Genomic DNA, 22,301 nt, shown 5'->3' with positions numbered 1-22,301 from the left:
CATTCAAACTGCTAGAGGTTTAATTTTCATGGAAAGGAATACCGGCCTTATAATTGCAATGGATGTTACGCGTATGGATCGCGCCGTCAAGATTGCCAGCGAAGTTGCTGAATGTGTGGATGCAATAAAGGTGGGCTATCCGCTGGTGCTCTCAGAAGGTTTAAGTGTAATTTCCCGACTTGCCGATTATGCTCCTGTCATTGCTGATTTTAAGGTTGCCGACATTCCATACACGGATGAACTTATCTGCGAGCAGGTATTCAAGGCAGGTGCCAGCGGTCTAATCGTGCATGGTTTTACAGGTGAGGATAGCCTGAAAGCCTGTATAGGTGTGGCCCGACTTTATGATGGGGATATTTATGTAGTCTCTGAAATGAGCCACCCGGGCGGTGCGAAATATTTCCAGCCGATAGCCGATGAAATTGCTTCAATGGCGTATGAATTCGGTGCTACAGGTATTGTCGCACCGGCTACCCGGCCAGAAAGGGTAAAGCACCTGCGTTCTATAATAGGTGATAGCCTTTCTATTATATCTCCCGGTGTAGGTGCACAGGGAGGTAAAGCATCTGATGTGATTGCATCAGGTGCGAACTGGATTATTGTGGGTCGAAGTATTTATAATTCAGAAAACCCCAAAGAAACAGCCATGGAACTTGTTACCGGGATTGGTATCTAAGGAAAAAGCCAGTGATGATATACTCTTCTGAGATAGTGATGAGCCCTATGAGTTCTGAGGCTTTTACTTTTTACTTCAGGTCCGGTGTTGATCTATATTCAGGAGAAGGTGCATGACCAAAAATGAGTTGACCGTAAATTGTCGGGATGGGGGCTGTGAACCTCTTCTTGAAACATCTGCCGGTGAAAAAGTTTTCAGGTCAGGCACAGATTCCGTTATAGTTACACTGCCAAAAGACAGGAGAATAATTTCCAATTCCTGGCTCAATGGGGGTATCCGTGATGATATCAATGTCCTTATCAATCAGCGGATAGGAAGGCATGTTGGAAGTGAGAATGAGCTGGAAGAAGGAAGTGTTGAAGGCTATCTCTCCCATGTAGTGGAGCAACTTGGCTATTCTGCATCAAATGCAGCTGCATTGCTAACTGCTGCAAGTATGGAGAATGTTGCTTTTGTCACGCACTCTTTCCGTGGCCTTGAAGTAACAGCAATTGCAACCGCGGGCGTTGAAGTAAATGCATGCAGTCCTGCAGACCCTGCTTCCTATTATCAGGAAAATGGTAAATGGCAATCTCTTGGCGGGACAATAAATATGATTCTTCTAATAGATGCAAATTTACCAGCATATGCTCTTACCAGGGCCTGGATGACTGCTACTGAAGCCAAATCAGCAGTTCTGCGTCAATTAATGATTCCAAGTCGTTTTTCTGAAGAATTGGCTACCGGAACCGGGACTGATATGATGGCAATTGTATCCAATGATTCTGCTTCTCTGCAGTTGACTGACGCAGGTCCTCATTCCAAACTTGGTGAACTGATCTGTAAATGTGTAAACCAGGTCCTTTTAAAGGCCCTGGATCAGCAATCAGGTATATCAACTGTTTCCCAGAGGGATATGCTCGTAAGGCTTGATAGGTTTGGGATTGATGAAAAATACTTCTGGAAAGTTTCGACATCCCTTGAAGGGGAAAACAAAAAAGGTCCATTTTATGACAATCTCAGGAACATTTCACGTAATCCTGTTATGGTTGCATTGATTTCTTCTATTCTCCATCTTGTCGATGAATTGAGGTGGGGTTTGATCCCTGAAAACAGTGCAAAGAAAGTATCTTTTTCCCAGATGGTTCAACTTCACAATATTTTGAATTTGGGTGTAGATGTTCCTTATGATTATTTGCTGGATCCGAAAGAATCAATAATTGAGAACTGGGTAAGAGTTACTTCCTGGATTGTAAAAAGAAATGTTTAATTCCTTTACTATAATATTAATATAAAAACGGGATTTACCATGAATCTGAGAAATTATATAGCCACTTATTGTACCGATTCTAAGAAAAAGCCAACAGGTGTCATAGTTCATAGCGCAGAAATAGGAGAACAACTTCCTGAATTGCCGGATCGCTTTTTCTACATGGCCGAGTGGTCTGATGTGCCTTCCAGGCGTATATGGAAAAGTGAACCTTATCAGTCAGTATTGATTCATGAAAATGGGCAACTCATCATACACGAACACCTCAGAAAAGCCAACTTCCGGATTCATCTGCTGGAGCTGGAAGAGAAATACGAGACCTCCTCACGAGCGGGACATTTCGTACTTTCAATCCCTGAAGCTTTCGAGTTTGCCTATAATGCACATCGGGATACAGCAAGACGATGTTCCAGGACACCCTATATCTCTCATCCAATGGACGTTGCATCCATCCTCTTAAAGAACAGTGCCCCTGATATAGTTGTAATTGCAGGTCTGCTGCATTCGATCAAAAAAGAGTCTAAAATAGATATGGTTGAAGTGGAGAATAAGTTTGGTGAGACGGTTGTAAATTTTGTAAGAGCAGTATCTGAATTGGACCAAACAGATGATCCCTCCCTGTTATCTGTTGATGAAAATATGTGGAAGGAGCGCAATGAAGCCTGCCTGAAGGCACTTGATGGTGTTGGAAGGGATGTCAAACTCCTATTCTGTGCCGGCAAACTTGCCAGCATCAGGGATATGAGGGATGAGGAAAAATTTCATGGAAATATAACATGGAATCATTTTGTAGTAGGAAAAGAATCTTATAAATGGTATTATAACCGATTGCTACAGTCCTTTGAATCCCCTCCTCATAGTATTATCGATAGCCCAATGTATAAACAATTGAAAGAATGTGTCAACCAGTTTTTCAGTGATGCTTGATTTTTTGTTTTGTGGTACTAATATGGGTGTATCTATAATCGAGCTTGTATGTCGCTCGGAAAAACGGAAAAACTTGCTTGTCTATCTAAAAGATGGCCCCCGGAATCTGGCAGCTATCAAAGAGGCTCTTGATGTTACATCAACGGGCGTTCTCCCCCAGATAAAGCTTCTTAAGGATAATGATATCGTTGTGCAGAAAGACGATGAATATGAATTGTCTATTTTTGGTAATATCGTAGTGCAGAAAATATTGCCGGTTTTTAAACTCACCAGAATGCTTGAAAAGAATCCTGAATACTGGTTTTCCAGGGATATTTCCACCCTTCCTATGAAATTCATGGAAAGGCTGGGTGATCTGGGTGATTCAGAGGTCATTGAACCGGATATCAATTCTCTCTTTGATCCGCCTCAGGAATTAATAGACCATCTGCTTGTAAGTCAGCATGTTACAACCATTACTTCTTATTTCCATCCTTATTATGTCAAGCATTTTGTAGGACTGGCTAAAAAAAGTGTGGGGGTAAACCTGATTTTGACCAATGATGTCTATGAACGCATTGTTGAGGATTATGAGGAAGAAGCCGAGGTTTTTTTCGGAATGGATAACACCAGTATATATATCTACGAGGGTGATTTGCCGGTAGTTAGTATGGTCTGTGCGGACGGGTTTTTCCTGTTGTCCCTCTTTAACAAGAAAGGAATATATGATCACAATAAACTGATCAGTACGAGTGAGGAAGCTATAAGATGGGGGCATGACCTGTTCGAATACTGTTGCCTTGATTTACAGGAGAAGGAATGATTACTAGGTCCTGCGTTTATTATTAATACATGAAACGAAATAGTATTTATATGATAATGGTGGAATATCAGCAATCCGATTTACTTTCTGCCGATAAAAGCAGGGATAAGTGATCCTTGTTCAGGTGCGGCTTTATGGCCAAATATCTCTAAGTGATAAGAATTTATTTATGGAACGGGTCAATATGGCAGATAAAAAGAAAGGAAACAATCCGTCTGGCAGTGATGATTCATTCAGTGATATTACTGATATGATCGAACAGATGTTACAGAGATTCGGAGTAGGTATAGAAGAATTCTCTGATGAACCTTTCATTTATGGTTTTTCTATTACACAGCGTGCCAATGAGGACCCTGAAATCAGGGAATTCGGTAACATACCTTCTGATTATAATGATTTCGAAGAAGAAATTGATCCTTTAGACGCCCCCCTCTCCATAGATGAGAAAAAACCTCTGATAGATGTTCTTGAAATGGATGGAAAAGTGTATGTTACCGCCGAAATTTCGGGTATGTCCAGGGATGATATTTCGGTCTGTGCAACAGGTCAGTATCTGGAGATCGATGCTTCCAACAAACATTATACATATTCAGAAACTCTTGAAATGCCACTAAAAGTAGATCCCAATAGTGCAAAAGCAACTTTCAATAATGGTGTCCTCGAGATAATATTTTCTGTTATGGAAGAAACCGGGAAAGTAGATATTAAAATCAATTAACTTCACATTAATTTATTTTGAAGGTGCACCGGATGAGTTGTTCTGGGAAGAAAGTACTTGTAGTGGATGACGAAGCGCATTTGCGTGAACTTCTTCAAAATTTGTTGGAATTGAATGGTATGTCCACATCGTGTGCTTCCAGTGGAGAAGAATGTCTTTTGATGCTTGAATCTTCCCTGCCGGACCTCGTCCTTCTTGATGTTATGATGCCTGGTATGGATGGGTGGGAAGCTTTCCACCGGATTAAGGAAAAGTATGAAGGTTTGCCGGTTGTCCTTCTGACTGTCAGGAACCATGATTTTGACAGGATGATGGGATTGGATATTCTCAAAGCTGAGGATTACATTACCAAACCTTTTGGCAATGATGAACTCATAGAACGTGTTTGTAGTCTTCTGGATTAATTTTTTCCAGCAAGGGGTTGGCAGATAATCGCAGAATTGTCAGTAATATAGAGATGAATTGTCTTATCGCCATTTAATCCGGTTTCTATACGGTTACGGAAATTCCAGTAATTGTCAGGGTCGATTTTTCCTCTTATCAATGCATTTTTGGCATTTAATTCTTTGAGTTTCCTATTGATATCTTCAACAGATACCTTTGTCTCTGCCAGCACAACATACTGATTTTTAAGCAAGGGGGACTTCAATTTTTCATCAGATGTCATTAATGCCCTTTTCGAATCAATTCGGAACAAATATGTCCTATTATCTCCCTTTCTCATTTTTTCTGCAAGTTCGGGCAACAGCTCTGCTTTCACAACAGATGGTTCTGGTTCATATGCAAATTTTTTAATTATTTCCGATTCAGGGATTTCTCCTGTCCCGCTGCCACACAATGATTCTTCGGAAGGAAGTGTGATGGCGGATCGATTGCATTTTTTGAGATGGTTGAAGTATAGTGTAAGGCGATTGATTTTGCCATTAAGGGACAGGTATTCCATTTCACAATCAAAGGGAATTCTTTCTGGAGTCAGCTGGGGGGGTACTTCAAAGGCGAATCCTTTTGCCCGGGATGAATAAGCATTAATCATATCTTCTATGGATGGTGTAATGCTTGAAAGTAGGCGCCTCTTCTCTTTAGGGGGCCTTGCAGGATCAGAAAACACGACATCGAGTTCAGGAAGTTTATGTATTATTTCGGGGCCAAGGGCGTCACCACAGATAAATTCGACATTGTCCACTCCATATAACTGGCAGTTCTTTTTGGCATGTTCTATCTTTACAGGGTCGATTTCTATGGCATAGACTTTTTTGCACTCCTTTGCAAAGAAAATGGTCTGTCCGCCGATACCACAACTTATATCCGCCAGAACGTCACATTTAAGTCTTCTGGCCCGGTACTTTGCTACAATTTCGGGAGTAGCAAAGCGTAATCCATCATGATCAGAACTTATCGGTTTGGTGAATTTGACTTTGTTTTTCATTGCATTCCAATGGTTTATTGGTGCTTTTAAAGGTGTTGTTTCCTGTATCACTGTTTTTGGTCCAAAGCATTTATATACCTAATATGACATCATACAGCCCAAGCTGAGAATATAGTATGTAGATGATACATACTTCGCAGGTAGGCAAAAAGTGTGGAAATGTAGGATTTAACATAGACCATCAGTGGGCCAATTCAATGAAAGCCCCCATGCATGCGCGTTGTGTATGTGTGGATGGTAGATGTGTAAATCTTTTTGTGATGATGTTGCAGTATTGCTGCTCCTATCCGCATAACGTAGAATATCCATGTTGAGCTCAAACCTTGATAGGTAGCCAACACACTTTTTTGTTAATTCAACCTGCGTAAGCGATTGAACATAAAAAAACTCAAGGAGAATACAAGTGCCAACAATACACAGACCAAGGCGAGGTTCTCTAGCGTTCAGTCCACGCAAAAGAGCAAAGAGCCACATCCCGAGGTTCAGGTCATGGCCTGAGGCTGAAGGTGAGCCAAAATTGCAGGGATTTGCAGGTTACAAGGTCGGAATGACCCATGTAATTATGATTGACGACGCCAAAAACAGTTTGACTGAAGGCGCTGAAATTGCCGTACCTGTTACTGTTATCGAAACACCGCAGATCGGTATTGCAGCAATACGTGCCTATAAGGATACTCCTTATGGAGAAAAAACAATTTCAGAGGCATGGTCAGCAAATCTGGATGGCGACATTGGACGCAGGATAAAAACTCCCAAAAATTACGATACAGAAAAATCACTTGAAAATATGGCTTCCTTTGTGGAAGAAGGGAAAGTTTCCGAGATTCGTGTGATCACATATACAATCCCCTCTTCAGTAAGTGGAATTCCCAAGAAGAAAGCGGATATTATGGAAACTGCAATTAGCGGTTCCGATGTAAAAGCCAAGTTTGAGTATGCAAAGTACATACTTGGCAGCAAGGTTGGAATCTCTGATATCTTCTCGGAAGGTAATATCATCGATGTAGCCGCTATCACAAGGGGCTACGGTACTGAGGGACCTGTGAAAAGATGGGGTATCCAGCTGGCAAAGAACAAACACTCTCGTCAGAGCAGTCTGCGTCAGGTAGGTACTCTTGGGCCATGGAATCCACCACATGTAAGCTGGAGAGTTCCACAAATGGGCCAGGCCGGTTACCATCAGCGTACCGAGTATAACAAGCGTATCCTGAAAGTATCTTCTGATGTGGATGAAGTAAATCCTGCAGGAGGCTTTGTGAACTACGGCCTTGTTGGCGGAGATTATATCCTTGTAAAGGGTACTGTCCCAGGTCCTTCCAAGAGGCTTATCAGACTCAGGGAACCAACCAGGCCAAAGACATCTGCTGTGGGAGAGCCCCAGCTTATGCATATAAACACACAGTCCCGGCAGGGGTGAGATAGATGGTCACAGCAAATATTCTTGATATTTCAGGTAATTCCAAAGGTGAAATAACCTTACCCGACGTTTTCGAAGAGATTTACAGGCCGGACCTTATCAAAAGGACCGTGCTTTCTTCCCAGTCTAAAAGGTATCAGCCCTATGGTCCCAAGATGTATGCCGGAATGGAAACTTCTGCAGTCTCCTGGGGATCCGGGAGAGGGGTTGCTCAGATTCCAAGGCTTGTCAACGGAAGTCGGGTTGCAAGAGTTCCCCAGGCAGTAGGCGGAAGGCGTACCCATCCACCAAAACCTGAAGCTGACAGGACAGAGAAGGTTAACAAAAAAGAGAAACGTCTTGCAGTTCGCTCTGCAATAGCAGCTACAATTAATGCAGAACTCGTGAAAGGACGAGGTCATGTATGTGACGCTACCCTGCCTCTTGTAGCAGAAGATGCCCTGCAGGATGTTGAGAAAACAGCAGAAGTTATTAAATTCCTCGAAGCAGCAGGTGCTTATGATGATGTCCTGCGTGCCAAAGACAGCCGTTCCATCAGGGCCGGTAAGGGTAAGATGAGAGGAAGGAAATACAAACATAAGAAAAGTGTTCTGATCGTTGCCGGTTCAGAAAGTCCAATATTCCGCTCGGCACGTAATCTGCCAGGTGTGGATGTTACAACAGTAGATTCACTTTATACTGAATTACTTGCACCCGGTGCAAAGGCAGGACGACTGACGGTATGGACAGAATCCGCAATATCCAGTCTGGAGGACATGTTCATATGAACGCTATTAAGTACCCGTTCATCACCGAAAAAGCTATGACGCATATGGAGGATAACAAACTTCAGTTTGTTGTCGATACCCGTGCCAACAAGAGCCAGATCAAGGAAGATGTGACAAAGATCTACGGTTTTCCCGTAAAGTCCGTTTGCACAACGACAACAATGAAGGGAGAAAAAAAGGCTCTTGTCACATTTGATGAAGTAGATGCAGCACATGAGATTGCTACACGTATTGGTTTGATGTGAGGTGTTGATTTATGGCAAGACGAATTATATCACAGAACAGGGGTCGTGGAACACCTACATATAGGGCACCTTCACATCGCTATAAAGCTGCTCTTAAACATCCTTCAGTTGAAGAAGGCAGCACAATTTTTGCCGATGTGGTGGAAATTGTCCATGATCCAGCAAGATCCGCGCCTATCGCAAGGGTTTCCTTTGAAAGTGGCGAAGAGCGTTTAATTCTCGTTCCGGAAAGTATCGGTGTAGGAGATCGCATTGAATGCGGTATCTCTGCAGAGATCAAACAGGGTAACATCCTCCCGCTGGCTGAGATCCCGGAAGGCGTACCTCTCTGCAACATAGAATCCAAACCAAACGATGGTGGAGCTTTTGCTCGTTCATCCGGTGCCTATGCTACCCTTGTGGGTCATGAAAGGAATAGGACAGTTGTCCAGCTTCCTTCAGGTGAAATGAAATGGCTGAATCCAAAATGCAGGGCCTCTATTGGGGTTGTTGCTGGTGGCGGACGTGCCGAGAAACCATTCCTGAAGGCCGGTAAGAAGTATCATAAGTTGAGATCCAGGGCAGCCAAGTATCCGAGAGTTTCCGGTATTGCAATGAATGTTATTGACCACCCATTCGGTGGAGGTAACAGGCAACATCCCGGCAAACCAACTACCGTAGGCAGGAACGCCCCGCCTGGCAGGAAGGTAGGACAGATTGCAGCCCGGAGGACCGGAAAGCGTTAAATGAGGTGTATATATGGCTAAAAAATCTTCATCAAGGTTACCAAAGAGGAAAGGAGAATATACCTATCGGGGCAAATCTGTGGATGAGCTCAAGGAATTGAGTATTGAGCAATTCGCCGAACTTCTTCCCGCAAGGGAAAGGAGGACCATTCACCGTGGGCTTCCCGATGGGCATAAAAAAGTCCTGGAGAAATACAGGGCTGGAAAGGATAGTGTGCGAACCCACCACAGGTCAATGATAATTTTCCCTGAAATGGTAGGTAAGCAAATTGCAGTTTACAACGGTAAAGAATTCGTAAGTGTAGATGTACAGCCTGAGATGGTAGGTCACAGGTTTGGAGAATTCGCACAGACAAGAGGCAGAGTTTCCCACGGAAGCGCTGGTGTTGGTGCAACCCGTTCCAGTAAATTCGTACCACTTAAGTAAGGTGATTGTTAATGGCAAGAATTGATTATTCAACGGAACTTGAGCCAGCAACAAGTGCCAGAGCTATGGGTTCAGAGCTACATATCTCTCCCAAGAAATCACGCGAACTCTGTCGCGAGCTTAAAGGAATGCGTACTACATCTGCAAAGAATTATCTTGGAGAGGTAATTGATTTCAAAAGGGCTGTACCATTCAGGAGGCACAATGACAGTCTGGGGCACAAGAAAGGTCCAATGGCGGCAGGTCGTTATCCTGTAAAAGTGGCTGCAGAAGTTCTCAAACTTTTAGAGAATGCTGAGAGCAATGCGGAATACAAGGGTCTTGATCCTTCTCAAATGTACATAAACCATGTTTCTACAAAGAAAGGTAGGGTTATCCATGGAATGCGCCCCAGGGCTCGTGGAAGGGCTACCCCCAAGAATACGGAAACCGTAAATATCGAAATTATTCTGAGCGAGGTGCGCTAAAATGGCAGTAGAGAAGAAATTTGTTGAGGACGGCTATGTGAAAGCCTCGCTTGACGAATATTTCGCAAACCAGCTGAGTCGGGCCGGTTATGGTGGCATGGAGATCAATCGAACTCCTATGGGGACACAGATTGTTGTTTATTCCGAAAAACCCGGTATGGTTATAGGGAAGGCCGGAAAGGTCATCCGCCGGCTCACAAGAGACGTCGGGCGCCTTTATAATCTTGATAACCCTCAAATTGATGCACAGGAAGTAAAGAGGCCAGAACTGAATGCCCAGATGATGGCAACAAGGCTTGCTTCTTCCATTGAACGTGGCTGGTATTTCAGGAAAGCAGGTCACAATGCAATGCGTGCCATTATGAATTCCGGTGCTCTTGGGTGTGAAATAATCCTCTCCGGAAAGGTTACTGGTGCAAGGTCAAGGGTCGAGAAAATGGTAAATGGCTATATCAAACATGCAGGAAAACCTGTTGATGATATTGTGGACGAAGGGTTCGCAGTAGCCGTTAAAAAACTCGGTACAATTGGCTGTAAAGTGAGAATTATCCATCCGGGTGCTGTGTTGCCAGATTCCTACCACCTGAAAGAGGTTGTGGAAGAGGCAGTTGCAGAAGTTGCTCCTGAAGAAGCTGAAAGTGCTGGCGTTGAAGAACTTGTGGAAGCAGAAGCAACCGGTGAAGTTGCAGAAGCTGAGGATGTCGAATCCACAGAAGAAGCAACAGAAGCTAAAGCTGCTGAAGAAGTACCTGAGGCAGAACCGGAAGTTAAAGCAGAATCCGAAGAAGTTGAATCAACCGAAGGCTCCGAAGAAAATGTCCCGGAACCGGAAGATGAACAACTTCCAGGTGAGCAGCGCCGGCTTGTTGAAGGTGTATGGCAGCACAAGCATGAAGAACATGATTACTGGCATCCCATGGCACGTGTTCACAGGGGGGATAACTGATGGCAATCCTTCGTGTAAAGGAAATCAGGGATATGTCTCCCAATGAAAAAGTGGATGAACTTGAAAAACTCATGAATGAGCTTATCAAGGAACGTGCCCTTTCCTCTGCAGGTGGCGCGCCTGAAAATCCCGGTCGTATAAAGGAACTTAAGAGGACGATTGCGAGAATAAAAACCATCCAGAGAGAAATGAAGGAGATATAAATTGGATATATCACCCCAAAACCTGATCTATCACGAATTGATAGGATTGATGGTTGAGGTGGTTGATTCTACCAATCAATATCTTGCAGGTATTAATGGAAAAGTAGTTGATGAGACACGGAACATGTTGGTAATCGAGGTCGAGGATATGTACGAAAAACAAGTACCAAAAAAAGGTTCCACATTTGTGTTTCATCTTCCAGTTGGTTCTGGATGTTCCCCGGCCACATCAGTAGAGGTCGGGGGCACCCTCTTGCTCTCACAACCCGAAAACAGGACCAAGAATATCAGGAAATTACGCATGAGGTAATAATCATGGCACGAAACATTGGATTGAATGTTCCTGAACCTTCCGAAGAATGTGACGACGTAAATTGTCCTTTCCATGGCAAACTTCCCGTAAGGGGACAGGTGTTGTCTGGAAAGGTAGTTAGTGACAGTATGGACAGGACAGTTGTAATCCAGCGAAAATATGATAAATTCATCAATAAGTACCAGAGGTACGAGAAACGTCAGTCAAAGATACATGCTCATAATCCTCCTTGCATTGATGCAAAGGAAGGGGACATTGTAACAATAGCAGAATGCCGTCCCCTGAGCAAGACCAAATCTTACGTAGTTGTTAAGGCGGAGGCACAGGTATGAAAGGAATGCGTTCCAGTGTCTCTAAATGCCTTAATGCCGGTGCACGTATCGACTGTGTCGACAATACCGGTGCAAGGACTGTGGAAATTATTTCTGTCAAGAAATACCGTGGTGTGAAAAACCGTCAGCCAAAAGCAGGTCTAGGTGATATGTGTGTTGTCTCTGTCAAGAAAGGAACTCCTGAAATGAGAAGACAGATCCTCCACGCAGTAGTTGTCAGGCAGAAAAAAGAATTCCGCAGGCCGGATGGAACCCGGGTTAGCTTTGAGGATAACGCAGTGGTAATTACAGATCCCACCGGTTTCCCCAAAGGAACAGACATTAAGGGCCCTATTGCCAGGGAAGTCGCAGAACGTTTCCCCAAGATAGGGACTACAGCATCAATGATTGTGTGAGGTAATCAATATGGTGTCAAAACAGCCAAGAAAACAGAGAAAGGCACGTGGCACTGCCCCTCTTCACGTCAAGCAAAAATACATGAAGGCTCCTCTTTCCCAGGACCTGCGTTCCAAGTATGGACGCAACGCAACTGTAGCGGTAGGCGATACTGTACAGGTAATGCGTGGTGACCATGCAGGAACAAAAGGATTGGTAGAAGGTGCTTCTTTAAAAAGTGGAATGATTGTGATTGAGGGCATCTACGTCACCAAGGCAGATGGGACTGAAGTGCCCAGGCCGCTTTATCCGTCAAATGTAATGATTACATCACTGGATTTGAAAGATAAGCAGAGAGAATCAAGATTACTAAAGAGCAGGTGATAGTGTGGGCAAACATCAAAAGAGAATATCTGTCCCGAAGAGCTGGCAGATATCCAAGAAATCTAGGAAATGGATAACCTCTACCAGGCCAGGCCCTCACAGCAAAGACCAGAGCGTACCTCTTGCCGTAGTGCTGCGTGATATGCTTGGCATAGTGGATAACAGGGCAGAGGCAAAAAGAGTCCTTTCCGAAGGGAAAGTTCTGGTTGACGGTGTAGTACGGAAAGATGTTCGTTTTCCCGTAGGGATAATGGATATTATTACCATACCTTCCGATAACACTTCATACAGGGTTTTGCTTGACAGAATGGGAAGGCTTTCCCTCCAGAAAATGGAAGGTGTTGAGGATAAGAAACTTTGCAGGATCGACGGAAAGACCTGCATAAAAGGTGGCAAGTTACAGCTTAATCTGGACGACGGGTCCAATGTGCTCGGATCAAACGATTACAACAGGAAGGATTCTGTAGTGATGTCCATTCCTGATAAAGAGATCCTCAAGCACATCGAATACAAAGAAGGTAATCTTGCCCTTATTGTAGGCGGTAGCCACACCGGAGAGGTCGGGAAGATCGCCGAGATAAACACCGTTCTCAGTTCCAAGAAAAATACGGTTTCCATTTCAGGAGAAACCGATTTTGAAACAATTGAGGATTATGTTTTTGTAATTGGCGAAAACGAACCTGAAATTACAATGGGTGGTGAGCTGATTGACTAATCCCATGAAAGATCCCAGAGTTGACAAAGTAGTTGTCCATATGGGTGTAGGAGAGAGTGGTCAGCATCTTGTGGATGCAGAAGGAATATTGTCAACTATTACCGGACAGGGAGTTGTCAGATGTTATTCCAGAAGAACCATGCCTTCCTTTGGTATCAAAAAGCATGAACCAATAGGATGTAAAGTAACTCTCAGGGGAAAGAATGCAGAAGATTTTCTTTCAACGTCGATTAACATTATTGAAAAAAAACTTTCTGCTTCCCAGTTTGATAATGATGGAAACGTGGCTTTCGGAATCGAGGAGCACACTGATTTCCCTGGAATGAGATACGATCCGAATATCGGTATCTTTGGAATGGACATAAATGTCATAGTAAACCGTCCGGGTTACAGGGTCAAGAAAAGGCGTGCTTCTAAACACAAAATCTCCAGTTCACATAAAATAACAAAGGATGATTCAATTTCATTCTTCAAGGAGAAATATGCGGTGGAGGTCGTATAATGGTACAAACCAAGAAAAGTTTTGGACGTGGTGCCAGCGAGTGCAGAAGATGTGGTCGTAAGCAGGGATTGATCCGTAAATACGGCATCTACCTTTGCAGGCATTGTTTCAGGGAAGTAGCCCATGAAATGGGTTTTGAAAAATATACATGAGGTGATTGATTATGGTATTATTAGATCCTCTTGCAGATGCTCTGTCGGTAATTAAGAATGCAGAATCCGTAGGTAAACAGGAATGTACCGTCAAACCTGCATCAAAACTGATTGGCAACGTCCTGAAAGTAATGAAAGAGTCCGGATATATCGGTGAATTTGAGTTTGAAGATGACGGCAAAGCTGGTCTCTATAAGGTTGAACTTGCCGGAAGGATAAACAAATGTGGTGCTATTAAACCCAGACATTCAGTAGGTGCTGACAACCTCGAAAAATGGGAAAAGCAATTCCTTCCTGCAAGAAACTTCGGTACATTAATTCTCACGACTCCAGCTGGGGTAATCTCCCAGTACCAGGCACGTGAGCAGAATGTCGGAGGCCAGCTCCTTTCGTTTGTCTACTGATGAGAAGGGGAAGTTGATATGGTTAATGAAACGAAAAAGGCAATCCCAATCCCTGAAGGTGTGACAGTTTCTTATGAAAATAAGGTATTCACAGCTTCAGGAGAAAAAGGAACCAATACAAAGCGTCTCTGGTATCCCGGGATCACTATTACCGTTGATGAATCTGAAGTAACTGTGGATTGTCAGTCCGTAAGGAAAAGGCAAAAAGCAATGGTTGGAACTTTTGCATCTCACATCAGCAATCTTATGGATGGTGTTGTCAATGGTTTTGAGTATAAGATGAAAGTCGTTTACTCTCACTTTCCAATGCAGCTTAAAGTGGAAGGAGATAAATTGCTTATCAATAATTTCCTTGGTGAGAAAAGAGCAAGGGTTTCCAGGATAATTGGTGAAACCAATGTCAAAACCAGCTCTGATGAAGTGACAATTACTGGTATCAACAGGGAAGATGTAGGACAAACTGCTTCCAATATGGAACAGATTACCCGCATCAAAGCTTTTGATCCCCGTGTATTCCAGGACGGATTATATCTTATTGAGAAGAGTTGAGATAGGTGGTCTTAATGGAAGAGAATACTGATTTAAAATGTGGGCTTTTCGAAGATGCCGAATATAAAAGGCTTTTCAAGGCACGCAGAATCCAGAAAAGTAAAAAACCCACTTTCAAAAGAGCGGGTTCCCACAAATTCAAGCGTCTTGATTCCAACTGGAGACGTCCCAGAGGTTTACAGGGCAAACTGCGTAGACATTATGTTGCCAAGGGTGCTATTGCACAGGCAGGTTATGGAAGTCCCAGAACAGTAAAGGGATTACATCCATCCGGCTTTGTAGAGGTGCTCGTGCACAATCCGGCTGATGTGGATGATATCGATGCCTCCATACAGGCAATCCGTATATCTGGTAAAGTCGGCGGCAGGAAAAGAGCTCTTATTGAATCCAAAGCGGATGAAATGGGTATAAAGATATTCAATCGCAAAGGAGGTCAGTGAGATGACAGATCTCACCAACCAGCGCAGGATTGCATCTAAAGTCTTAGGATGCGGACTGAACCGTGTCTGGCTTGACCCCGAAGCATCGGAGGATATCGCTGCTGCGATCACAAGGGAAGATATTCGTGAACTTGTTGAAAGTGGTAATATTAAGTCTGTACCGGTAAAAGGTGTAAGTCGTGGCAGGGCTCGTGCAAGGGATGCCAAGAGGAAATATGGCCATAGAAAGGGTCATGGGTCCAGGAAAGGTAAGAAAGGTGCAAGAAACCCTAGTAAAGAGCAATGGATGAAAAAGATCCGTGCACTTCGTCGCAGGCTCAAAGAACTTCGTGATGATGGTACACTCGACAGATCCACCTATTGTAAGGTTTACAGGAAAGCCAAAGGTGGGGAATACAGAAGTGTTGCTCATCTTGAAGCTCACCTCGATATCGGAAAAGATGAATGAGTATTGATTAAAATGAATTTACATATTATATGTTGGAGGATAAATCATGGCAACAGGCCCCCGTTATAAAGTTCCTTTCAGAAGACGAAGGGAAGGGCGTACTGATTATCACCAACGTCTGAGACTGCTCCTTTCAAAAGAAAATCGTCTTGTTGTTAGGAAAAGTATTAGGAATGTCAGGATACAGCTGGTAATTCCAAATAATGAAGGAGACGAAACTCTTGTCTCCGCAATTTCAGGCGAATTGGGCAAATACGGTTATGAGGGATCTACCAGCAACACCACCGCGGCTTATCTTACAGGCTTGCTTTTTGGAAATAAAGCGCTTGCTGAAGGCTATGAAACAGGTGTTCTGGATATTGGATTACAATCTCCCTCTGCCGGTTGTAAAGTCTATGCAGCTCTTAAAGGTGTAGTGGATTCCGGAATGGATATCCCGCACAATCCTGCTGTATTCCCATCAGATGAACGCATAAGTGGAGAACATGTGGCAGAATATCTTGAAGGATCAAATCTGCCAGAGGTTTTCGAGGCGACAAAAGAAAAGATCCTTTCGGATTTCAATTAAGGTGGTTATATGGCATATCAATATGAAGAAGATTGGGTTCCCCTCACAAGACTTGGCAGTCTGGTAGCTGAAGGACAGATAACTTCCATGGATGAAGCTATTGAGTCAGGTTTGCCAATCAGGGAATCTAATATTGTGGATATACTGTTACCCGGTCTTGAAGATGAAGTACTTGATATTAATATGGTCCAGAGGATGACTGACTCTGGAAGACGTGTCAAGTTCAGGGCAACAGTTATTGTAGGAAATGGTGACGGGTATGTGGGTCTTGGTCAGGCCAAAGACGGACAGGTTGGACCTGCTATCCGCAAGGCAATTCGCAATGCCAAGATGAACATTACTCGTGTAAAACGTGGCTGTGGTTCCTGGGAATGTGGTTGTGGACTTCCACATACTGTTCCTTCCGAGGTGCGTGGCAAAGCAGGCAGTGTTAATGTAGAACTCAAACCAGCTCCCAGGGGTCTTGGTCTTGCTGCAGGGGACACTGCAAGGAAAGTGCTTGAAAAGGCTGGTATCAAGGATGTCTGGACAAGGACCGAAGGTCAGACCAGAACTACCCTCAATTTTGCCAAAGCAACTTACAATGCTCTCAAGCATACCGGTACAATTAGGGAACCTCTCAAAACGGAATGTAAGGAGGCCTGAAAATGTATGCGGTTATAAGAATGCGTGGAAATGTTAATGTCAGGAAAACAATTGCTGATACATTAACTATGCTTCGTCTGAATCGTATAAATCACTGTGTGATACTCGATGAGACACCCAATAACAGTGGTATGATCCAAAAAGTGAAGGACTACGTGGCTTATGGTAAGATTGACGCGGAGACCCTTGCCCAGATTCTTGCCAATCGTGGTAAAATTGAAGGTGGGATTTCCCTTACCGATGAATACATTGCTGAAAATACAGATTTTGATTCGATTGCTTCTTTTGCAGAAGCCGTTTTTGAAGGCAAAGCCAGTTTTTCCGCAGTTCCAGGTCTGAAACCCGTATTCAGGTTGCATCCTCCAAGGAAAGGTCATTCAGGTATCAAGAGACCTACTCAGAAGGGTGGGGTACTTGGTAACCATGATGGAAACATCAATGTTCTTCTCAACAAGATGAGGTGAAATCATGGGTAAAACTCAAACAAAGAAGTATAGGGGTTCCAGAACCTGCGGGGGCGGTACTACCAAAAACAGGCGTGGTGCTGGAAACCGCGGTGGGCGTGGCAGATGTGGGGAAGTCAATCACCACTTTGTCCTTGCACTCCAGGGTGGTTACACTCACGGTAAGTATGGATTCAAACGTCCTTTAAAATCAATTCATGAAGTCTCCATTGTTAATGTGGGTGAACTTGATGAACTTGCAGACCAGCTTGTAGTGGATGGTCTTGCAAATGTTGAGGATGATATCTATAAAATCAATCTTGCAGACCTGGAAATTGAAAAAGTTCTGGGCTCAGGAAAGGTTAACAAAAAAATGGAAATTACAGCATCCAGTTTTTCCGGATCTGCCCGATCAAAGATCGAGGAAGCCGGCGGATCATGTGTTGCTATAGAAGAGTAATGTCTAAATGACATTACTCTTATTAACCTGTCCGATATATTTACATTTATATATTACAATATTGGAACCCAGCAAAAGGTGTAATTGATGAGCTTTAAGGAAAGTTTAGAACCGTTTTTTAACAGATTACCTGCTGTGGCAAGTCCACAAGGGCATATTCACTTCAAGAATAAACTGCTGTGGACTCTGGGGATCCTCATGCTGTACTTTGCTCTTGCAAATGTACCTCTGTTTGGGCTTTCCTCGGAATCCATTGACCTATTCGAACAATACAGGGCTTTCTTTGCTGGAGCTTCTGGTTCTTTGATGCTTCTTGGTATTGGGCCTATTGTTACTGCATCCATTGTTCTTCAGCTTCTCACCGGTGCAGATATTATAAAACTTGATATGTCAGATCCCCGGGATCAAGCCTTTTTCCAGGGTGCACAAAAATTCCTTGTATTTGTTATGATTGTCCTTGAGGCGTTGCCTCAGATTCTTGGAGGTTATATTCAACCCGATGCTGGTATTGCCGCATCTCTGGGAGTGGGTCTGGGAGTAATTACATTCCTGATATTCCTCCAGATATGTGTGGGTGGAGTATTGATCCTCTTTATGGACGAAATCGTTTCCAAGTGGGGTATTGGATCCGGTGTAGGTCTTTTCATTGTTGCGGGTGTTTCGCAGCAGATTGTAACCGGTTTAATTAACTGGGTGCCTGATTCATCCGGTTTACCTGCCGGTATCATTCCCAAATGGATTTATATAATTCAGAATGTAGGGGCAGATTACCTTTTCTCGGGTGACGGCTTAATGTTCATCCTGATACAGGGTGGAATATTGGCACTTATCACTACAGTTGCAATCTTCTTTTTGGTTGTATATGCAGAAAGTACCCGTATTGAGATCCCTCTTGCGCATAGTTCTGTGAAAGGGGCAAGAGGTCGTTTCCCTGTGAAACTTATCTATGCTTCAGTTCTGCCGATGATTCTTGTCAGGGCACTACAGGCAAACATACAGTTAATTGGTCTTATGCTTGCAGGTCGTGGTATTACGTTCCTCGGAGAATACTCCGGTTCAACCCCTATAAATGGGTTAATGTATTACCTGGCACCTCTAAATAGCCCTTATGACTGGATTCCTTCTTTAGTACAGGAAACCTTTACCGGTTATGGTGTGGCTGCCCCTGAACTCTGGCAGATTGGTCTCCATGTATTTGTAGACGCATTTATGTTGATTGCTGGTGGTATCATCTTTGCACTGTTCTGGATAGAGACTACAGGAATGGGTGCCAAACCCACGGCCAAAAAAGTGTTCAATTCAGGAATGCAGATTCCCGGTTTCAGAAGAAATATTGGCAGTATCGAAAAAGTGATGGAGCGTTACATACCAAAGGTTACGGTAATTGGTGGTGCATTTATAGGTGCTCTTACATTGGTTGCCAGTATGCTTGGTACCATTGGAGGAGCAGGCGGTACTGGTCTTTTGCTGACAGTAAGTATCGTATATAGATTGTATGAGGATATAGCTTCTGAACAAATGATGGAAATGCATCCAATGATGCGGTCTTTCTTCGGACAGGATTAATATCAGGAAGTAAAAATATGAATGTGGTGTTATTTGGGCCACCGGGTGCCGGAAAAGGTACTCAGGCCAAAGAACTTTCCAATTACTATGATATTCCCCATATATCCACGGGGGATATCCTCAGGGCCAATGTAAAGGAAGGTACCAAACTTGGCAAAGAAGCAGAACAATATATGAACCGCGGAGAACTTGTGCCTGATGAAGTTCTGATTGGTATTATTAAGAATCGTCTGGCTGAACCTGATTGCAAGAAAGGTTACCTGTTAGATGGTTATCCACGTACTATACCACAGGCTGATGCCCTGGATGGTATTCTTGAAAAAATAGGAATGCCACTGGATGTTGTGTTGAATATTGATGTTCCGGATGAAGAACTTGTAGGACGTCTTTCAGGTCGTTACATGTGTAAATGTGGCGAAAGTTATCACATCAGGTTTAATCCTCCACAAAATGAAGGCGTATGTGATTCCTGTGGTGGCCAATTGTACCAGCGTGATGATGATAAGGAAGAAGTCATTCGCCAGCGTCTTGAATCCTATAAAAATAAGACACAGCCATTGATAGATTATTATGCTAATAAGAATTTAGTAGTGCATATCAATGGCGAAAAGGACATAAAGGATGTATTTGATGATATTCGTGATGTCCTTGATAAATATGTGAATTGAATTTAATGAAAAATGTCGGTGATGGTTGCCTTGGAAAATGCAAAATTAAAACAGCTGCTTGAAAGATTTGTCATAGCTGTAGGTATATCCCTTATGCTTGCAATCGTTCTGATTGGACAGGAAGGCAGAGAAATAGTTGGATCGGTTGTGGGAATTATAATGGATCCAATCATTATGCTGGTTGGTGAAAGTAATTTTCATGTTATGCTTTTTATCATGGCTGCCATTACTGCTCTTTATGCTTCTCTTATTCAGAAATATACTATTGACTGGGAACTTATGCGTAGTACTCAGGAACGTATGAAGACTTTCCAGAAGGAGTATCGCGAAGCACAGTTGGCCCAGAACAATTACATGATCAATAAACTGGATGAGCAGCGTAAAGAAATGATGTCTGACCAGATGGAAATGTCCAAGCAACAGTTCAAGCCCATGGCCTATATTAGTATCATTTCCCTTCCCCTTTTCATGTGGGCATATTACTATATAAGTGAACATGGTGGTGCTGTACTGACCTTCCCCTTTATGGGAGAGACACTATTAACAACTCCTATAATCGGGCCTATCCAGTACTGGATATTCTGGTATTTTATCACTTCTCTGGCTATCAGTCAGGTTGTACGAAAGGCTCTGGATATCGGTGGCGCGTGAATGCTTGTTACGATAAGCGGTCTTCCGGGCAGTGGAACCACCACTGTATCCCGGATGCTTGCCTCATATTACGCCATCGAAATGATTTCAGCAGGTGACGTTTTCCGCAACCTTGCAAAAGAGCATTCTATGAGTCTGGGTGAATTTGGAAAACTTGCCGAATCCGATCCTGCAATAGACAGGATGATTGATGAGAGGCAGCAAGATATTGCTTTAAGCCGGGATAACATTATTCTGGAGGGCAGGCTGGCCGGTCATATGGCAGGTGATGAAGCATTGTGTATCTGGCTCAAAGCATCCCGTAAGGTCCGTGTTGAACGTATCGTCGGGCGTGAAGGTTCTTCTTTTGAAGCAAAACTTAACGAAACAATAGAAAGGGAATCTTCCGAAGCTTTGAGATATCGCGAAATTTATGATATAGATATAAATGACCTTTCTATCTATGATCTGGTGATCGAGTCAAACCGCTGGAACCAATACCAGATATGTGATATATTAAAAACTGCAATTGATAATCTGGGTGGGTTTTTTAACGAATAATATTAATGTTGATTACGATTTAAATCGACAAAGGGAATATATTCTCAAGGCAAATGCTAATACAGATCCGTCTTATGGTTGTCCTCCACTTAAACGTCCTCTCTCTTTTTACATCAGAATGGGAGTGGTAAACCTTGACAAACCCGCCGGGCCTACAAGTCATGAGGTTACTGCGTGGGTCAGGGATATGCTTGAACTCCCCAGAGCAGGGCATTCAGGTTCACTGGATCCACGGGTGACAGGTGTATTGCCGATTATGCTGGGTAAGGCAACAAAAGCTGTCTCAGCACTTCGCCTTTCAGCCAAGGAATACATCTGTCTTATGCGCCTCCATGAAAATGTTCCTGAAGAACGTGTGCGGAAGGTCTGCGATGAATTTACCGGTCCTATATACCAGACCCCTCCTGTAGTTTCGGCTGTCAAGCGTGCTATCAGGACACGCAATATCTATTCCCTGGATGTGCTGGAAGTTGAAGACAATCTTATCCTTTTCAGGGTTAGATGTGAGGCAGGAACCTATATACGCAAACTCTGTCATGATATCGGGCTTGTGATTGGTTGTGGGGCCCATATGCAACAGCTCAGAAGGATTGGCACAGGACCATTTGATGAGTCATCACTTGTCACTTTGCATGACCTGAAAGACGCTTTTGTATTCTGGCAGGAAAATGGTGATGAAGAGCACTTGCGTCGTATTATCAGACCAATGGAGCAAGCTCTTGTACACCTGCCGCACATCACAATTCGTGATTCCGCCGTGAGTGCAATTTGTCATGGGGCGGCACTAACAGTACCGGGTATTGTCGGTATCGATTCTGATGTCCAAAAAAAGGGTGATGTTGCCGTTTTTAGTTTGAAAGGTGAAGTTGTTGCTCTTGCAAAAGCATCAATGGACTCCTCTGAAATCTTGGCTTCATCCAGCGGAATTGCTGCTATCACCGAAAGAGTAATAATGGATGCCGATGTTTATCCGAGTCGCTGGAATACAAAACGTATGCAGCGTACATGAAATCATATTTGCTGAGGTAGTCTAGCGGTACGGCGCAAGCCTGGAAAGCTTGTGGGGCTTGACCCCTCGGGAGTTCGAATCTCCCCCTCAGCGTCTTTCTATTTCTAACTAAATTTAAGAGTTAATAGGAATATTTGCAGGA

Annotated in this window: 35 protein-coding genes and 1 tRNA gene; 35 read left to right on the top strand and 1 reads right to left on the bottom strand. The window is 43.5% G+C overall.

Annotation, left to right across the window (positions count from 1 at the left end):
- The first annotated feature begins 28 nt into the window (after positions 1–28).
- The 6 genes from pyrF to CI957_RS03560 all read left to right on the top strand — a co-directional run bounded on the left by pyrF (position 29) and on the right by CI957_RS03560 (position 4,776).
- The gene (pyrF, locus tag CI957_RS03585) at positions 29–676 is read left to right on the top strand and encodes an orotidine-5'-phosphate decarboxylase (RefSeq protein WP_096711768.1); all 648 of its coding nucleotides are present in this window, start codon (positions 29–31) and stop codon (positions 674–676) included.
- Positions 677–788: 112 nt separating this feature from the next.
- Positions 789–1,925 carry an adenosylcobinamide amidohydrolase gene (locus CI957_RS03580; protein WP_096711767.1) on the top strand — a complete coding sequence of 379 codons (1,137 nt, stop codon included), beginning with the start codon at positions 789–791 and terminating at the stop codon, positions 1,923–1,925.
- A gap of 39 nt (positions 1,926–1,964) precedes the next feature.
- Positions 1,965–2,852 carry an HD domain-containing protein gene (locus CI957_RS03575; RefSeq protein ID WP_096711766.1) on the top strand — a complete coding sequence of 296 codons (888 nt, stop codon included), beginning with the start codon at positions 1,965–1,967 and terminating at the stop codon, positions 2,850–2,852.
- Between the two features lie 22 nt (positions 2,853–2,874).
- A complete protein-coding gene (locus tag CI957_RS03570; RefSeq protein WP_164909017.1) occupies positions 2,875–3,654 on the top strand; it encodes a winged helix-turn-helix domain-containing protein in 780 nt (259 codons plus the stop codon).
- 169 nt (positions 3,655–3,823) lie between these two features.
- On the top strand, positions 3,824–4,372 hold the full coding sequence (locus tag CI957_RS03565; protein ID WP_241645870.1) for an Hsp20/alpha crystallin family protein: 549 nt from the start codon (positions 3,824–3,826) through the stop codon (positions 4,370–4,372).
- Between the two features lie 32 nt (positions 4,373–4,404).
- Positions 4,405–4,776, top strand: coding sequence for a response regulator transcription factor (locus tag CI957_RS03560; protein ID WP_096711764.1), 372 nt, complete (start codon positions 4,405–4,407; stop codon positions 4,774–4,776).
- On the opposite strand, the gene CI957_RS03555 is transcribed toward CI957_RS03560, so the two are convergent.
- On the bottom strand, positions 4,773–5,798 hold the full coding sequence (locus CI957_RS03555) for a methyltransferase domain-containing protein (protein ID WP_096711921.1): 1,026 nt from the start codon (positions 5,796–5,798) through the stop codon (positions 4,773–4,775). The genes CI957_RS03560 and CI957_RS03555 overlap by 4 nt on opposite strands.
- A 403-nt stretch (positions 5,799–6,201) precedes the next feature.
- On the opposite strand from CI957_RS03555, the gene rpl3p reads away from it, so the two are divergent.
- The 29 genes from rpl3p (at position 6,202) to CI957_RS03410 (ending at position 22,252) form a co-directional block, all read left to right on the top strand.
- On the top strand, positions 6,202–7,215 hold the full coding sequence (rpl3p, locus tag CI957_RS03550) for a 50S ribosomal protein L3 (protein WP_096711763.1): 1,014 nt from the start codon (positions 6,202–6,204) through the stop codon (positions 7,213–7,215).
- A 5-nt stretch (positions 7,216–7,220) separates the two neighbouring features.
- The gene (gene rpl4p / locus CI957_RS03545; RefSeq protein ID WP_096711762.1) at positions 7,221–7,982 is read left to right on the top strand and encodes a 50S ribosomal protein L4; all 762 of its coding nucleotides are present in this window, start codon (positions 7,221–7,223) and stop codon (positions 7,980–7,982) included.
- Positions 7,979–8,227, top strand: coding sequence for a 50S ribosomal protein L23 (locus tag CI957_RS03540; protein ID WP_096711761.1), 249 nt, complete (start codon positions 7,979–7,981; stop codon positions 8,225–8,227). The genes rpl4p and CI957_RS03540 overlap by 4 nt, the downstream gene beginning before the upstream one ends.
- 11 nt (positions 8,228–8,238) lie before the next feature.
- A complete protein-coding gene (locus tag CI957_RS03535) occupies positions 8,239–8,952 on the top strand; it encodes a 50S ribosomal protein L2 (RefSeq protein ID WP_096711760.1) in 714 nt (237 codons plus the stop codon).
- 13 nt (positions 8,953–8,965) lie between these two features.
- A complete protein-coding gene (locus CI957_RS03530; protein WP_096711759.1) occupies positions 8,966–9,379 on the top strand; it encodes a 30S ribosomal protein S19 in 414 nt (137 codons plus the stop codon).
- A gap of 11 nt (positions 9,380–9,390) precedes the next feature.
- Complete coding sequence (locus tag CI957_RS03525) at positions 9,391–9,846, top strand: 50S ribosomal protein L22 (RefSeq protein WP_072359999.1); 456 nt, start codon at positions 9,391–9,393, stop codon at positions 9,844–9,846.
- A 1-nt stretch (position 9,847) separates the two neighbouring features.
- Positions 9,848–10,792: a 30S ribosomal protein S3 gene (locus tag CI957_RS03520; RefSeq protein WP_128754226.1), complete on the top strand. Its 945-nt coding sequence runs from the start codon at positions 9,848–9,850 to the stop codon at positions 10,790–10,792.
- The gene (gene rpmC / locus CI957_RS03515) at positions 10,792–10,995 is read left to right on the top strand and encodes a 50S ribosomal protein L29 (protein ID WP_105459977.1); all 204 of its coding nucleotides are present in this window, start codon (positions 10,792–10,794) and stop codon (positions 10,993–10,995) included. The genes CI957_RS03520 and rpmC overlap by 1 nt, the downstream gene beginning before the upstream one ends.
- 1 nt (position 10,996) lies before the next feature.
- A complete protein-coding gene (gene rnp1 / locus CI957_RS03510; protein ID WP_105459978.1) occupies positions 10,997–11,305 on the top strand; it encodes a ribonuclease P protein component 1 in 309 nt (102 codons plus the stop codon).
- Between the two features lie 5 nt (positions 11,306–11,310).
- On the top strand, positions 11,311–11,640 hold the full coding sequence (locus CI957_RS03505; protein ID WP_128754225.1) for a 30S ribosomal protein S17: 330 nt from the start codon (positions 11,311–11,313) through the stop codon (positions 11,638–11,640).
- The gene (locus tag CI957_RS03500) at positions 11,637–12,035 is read left to right on the top strand and encodes a 50S ribosomal protein L14 (protein ID WP_105459980.1); all 399 of its coding nucleotides are present in this window, start codon (positions 11,637–11,639) and stop codon (positions 12,033–12,035) included. Before CI957_RS03505 ends, CI957_RS03500 begins: the two co-directional genes overlap by 4 nt.
- 10 nt (positions 12,036–12,045) lie before the next feature.
- Positions 12,046–12,399, top strand: coding sequence for a 50S ribosomal protein L24 (rplX, locus tag CI957_RS03495; protein ID WP_105459981.1), 354 nt, complete (start codon positions 12,046–12,048; stop codon positions 12,397–12,399).
- Between the two features lie 4 nt (positions 12,400–12,403).
- Positions 12,404–13,114 (top strand): 30S ribosomal protein S4e, encoded by a 711-nt coding sequence (locus tag CI957_RS03490; RefSeq protein ID WP_096711753.1) that lies wholly within the window; start codon positions 12,404–12,406, stop codon positions 13,112–13,114.
- Positions 13,115–13,118: 4 nt separating this feature from the next.
- Complete coding sequence (locus tag CI957_RS03485; RefSeq protein ID WP_096711920.1) at positions 13,119–13,616, top strand: 50S ribosomal protein L5; 498 nt, start codon at positions 13,119–13,121, stop codon at positions 13,614–13,616.
- Positions 13,616–13,768 (top strand): 30S ribosomal protein S14, encoded by a 153-nt coding sequence (locus CI957_RS03480; RefSeq protein WP_013037793.1) that lies wholly within the window; start codon positions 13,616–13,618, stop codon positions 13,766–13,768. The genes CI957_RS03485 and CI957_RS03480 overlap by 1 nt, the downstream gene beginning before the upstream one ends.
- Positions 13,769–13,779: 11 nt before the next feature.
- Positions 13,780–14,172, top strand: a complete 393-nt coding sequence (locus tag CI957_RS03475) for a 30S ribosomal protein S8 (protein ID WP_013037792.1) — start codon at positions 13,780–13,782, stop codon at positions 14,170–14,172.
- A gap of 18 nt (positions 14,173–14,190) precedes the next feature.
- Positions 14,191–14,721 (top strand): 50S ribosomal protein L6, encoded by a 531-nt coding sequence (locus tag CI957_RS03470; RefSeq protein ID WP_128754224.1) that lies wholly within the window; start codon positions 14,191–14,193, stop codon positions 14,719–14,721.
- Positions 14,722–14,735: 14 nt separating this feature from the next.
- Positions 14,736–15,161 (top strand): 50S ribosomal protein L32e, encoded by a 426-nt coding sequence (locus tag CI957_RS03465; RefSeq protein ID WP_128754223.1) that lies wholly within the window; start codon positions 14,736–14,738, stop codon positions 15,159–15,161.
- A 1-nt stretch (position 15,162) separates the two neighbouring features.
- Entirely contained in the window at positions 15,163–15,609 is a 447-nt protein-coding gene (locus CI957_RS03460; RefSeq protein WP_096711750.1) for a 50S ribosomal protein L19e, read from the top strand.
- Positions 15,610–15,655: 46 nt separating this feature from the next.
- On the top strand, positions 15,656–16,177 hold the full coding sequence (locus tag CI957_RS03455) for a 50S ribosomal protein L18 (protein WP_072561679.1): 522 nt from the start codon (positions 15,656–15,658) through the stop codon (positions 16,175–16,177).
- A 9-nt stretch (positions 16,178–16,186) separates the two neighbouring features.
- Entirely contained in the window at positions 16,187–16,822 is a 636-nt protein-coding gene (locus CI957_RS03450; protein WP_096711749.1) for a 30S ribosomal protein S5, read from the top strand.
- A 2-nt stretch (positions 16,823–16,824) separates the two neighbouring features.
- Positions 16,825–17,286 carry a 50S ribosomal protein L30 gene (locus CI957_RS03445; RefSeq protein ID WP_096711748.1) on the top strand — a complete coding sequence of 154 codons (462 nt, stop codon included), beginning with the start codon at positions 16,825–16,827 and terminating at the stop codon, positions 17,284–17,286.
- A gap of 4 nt (positions 17,287–17,290) precedes the next feature.
- Entirely contained in the window at positions 17,291–17,725 is a 435-nt protein-coding gene (locus CI957_RS03440) for an uL15m family ribosomal protein (protein WP_096711747.1), read from the top strand.
- A gap of 87 nt (positions 17,726–17,812) precedes the next feature.
- The gene (gene secY / locus CI957_RS03435; protein ID WP_105459982.1) at positions 17,813–19,291 is read left to right on the top strand and encodes a preprotein translocase subunit SecY; all 1,479 of its coding nucleotides are present in this window, start codon (positions 17,813–17,815) and stop codon (positions 19,289–19,291) included.
- Positions 19,292–19,308: 17 nt separating this feature from the next.
- Positions 19,309–19,959 carry an adenylate kinase gene (locus CI957_RS03430; protein WP_105459983.1) on the top strand — a complete coding sequence of 217 codons (651 nt, stop codon included), beginning with the start codon at positions 19,309–19,311 and terminating at the stop codon, positions 19,957–19,959.
- Positions 19,960–19,980: 21 nt separating this feature from the next.
- The gene (locus tag CI957_RS03425; RefSeq protein WP_241645898.1) at positions 19,981–20,610 is read left to right on the top strand and encodes a DUF106 domain-containing protein; all 630 of its coding nucleotides are present in this window, start codon (positions 19,981–19,983) and stop codon (positions 20,608–20,610) included.
- Entirely contained in the window at positions 20,611–21,150 is a 540-nt protein-coding gene (gene cmk, locus CI957_RS03420; RefSeq protein WP_128754222.1) for a (d)CMP kinase, read from the top strand.
- On the top strand, positions 21,131–22,159 hold the full coding sequence (locus CI957_RS03415; protein WP_128754221.1) for an RNA-guided pseudouridylation complex pseudouridine synthase subunit Cbf5: 1,029 nt from the start codon (positions 21,131–21,133) through the stop codon (positions 22,157–22,159). Before cmk ends, CI957_RS03415 begins: the two co-directional genes overlap by 20 nt.
- 10 nt (positions 22,160–22,169) lie before the next feature.
- Positions 22,170–22,252, top strand: a tRNA-Ser gene (locus CI957_RS03410).
- Positions 22,253–22,301: the final 49 nt, after the last annotated feature.

Source organism: Methanohalophilus sp. WG1-DM (assembly GCF_004104135.1).
Taxonomy (GTDB): domain Archaea; phylum Halobacteriota; class Methanosarcinia; order Methanosarcinales; family Methanosarcinaceae; genus Methanohalophilus; species Methanohalophilus euhalobius.
This window is presented reverse-complemented; position numbering and strand designations above follow the sequence as displayed.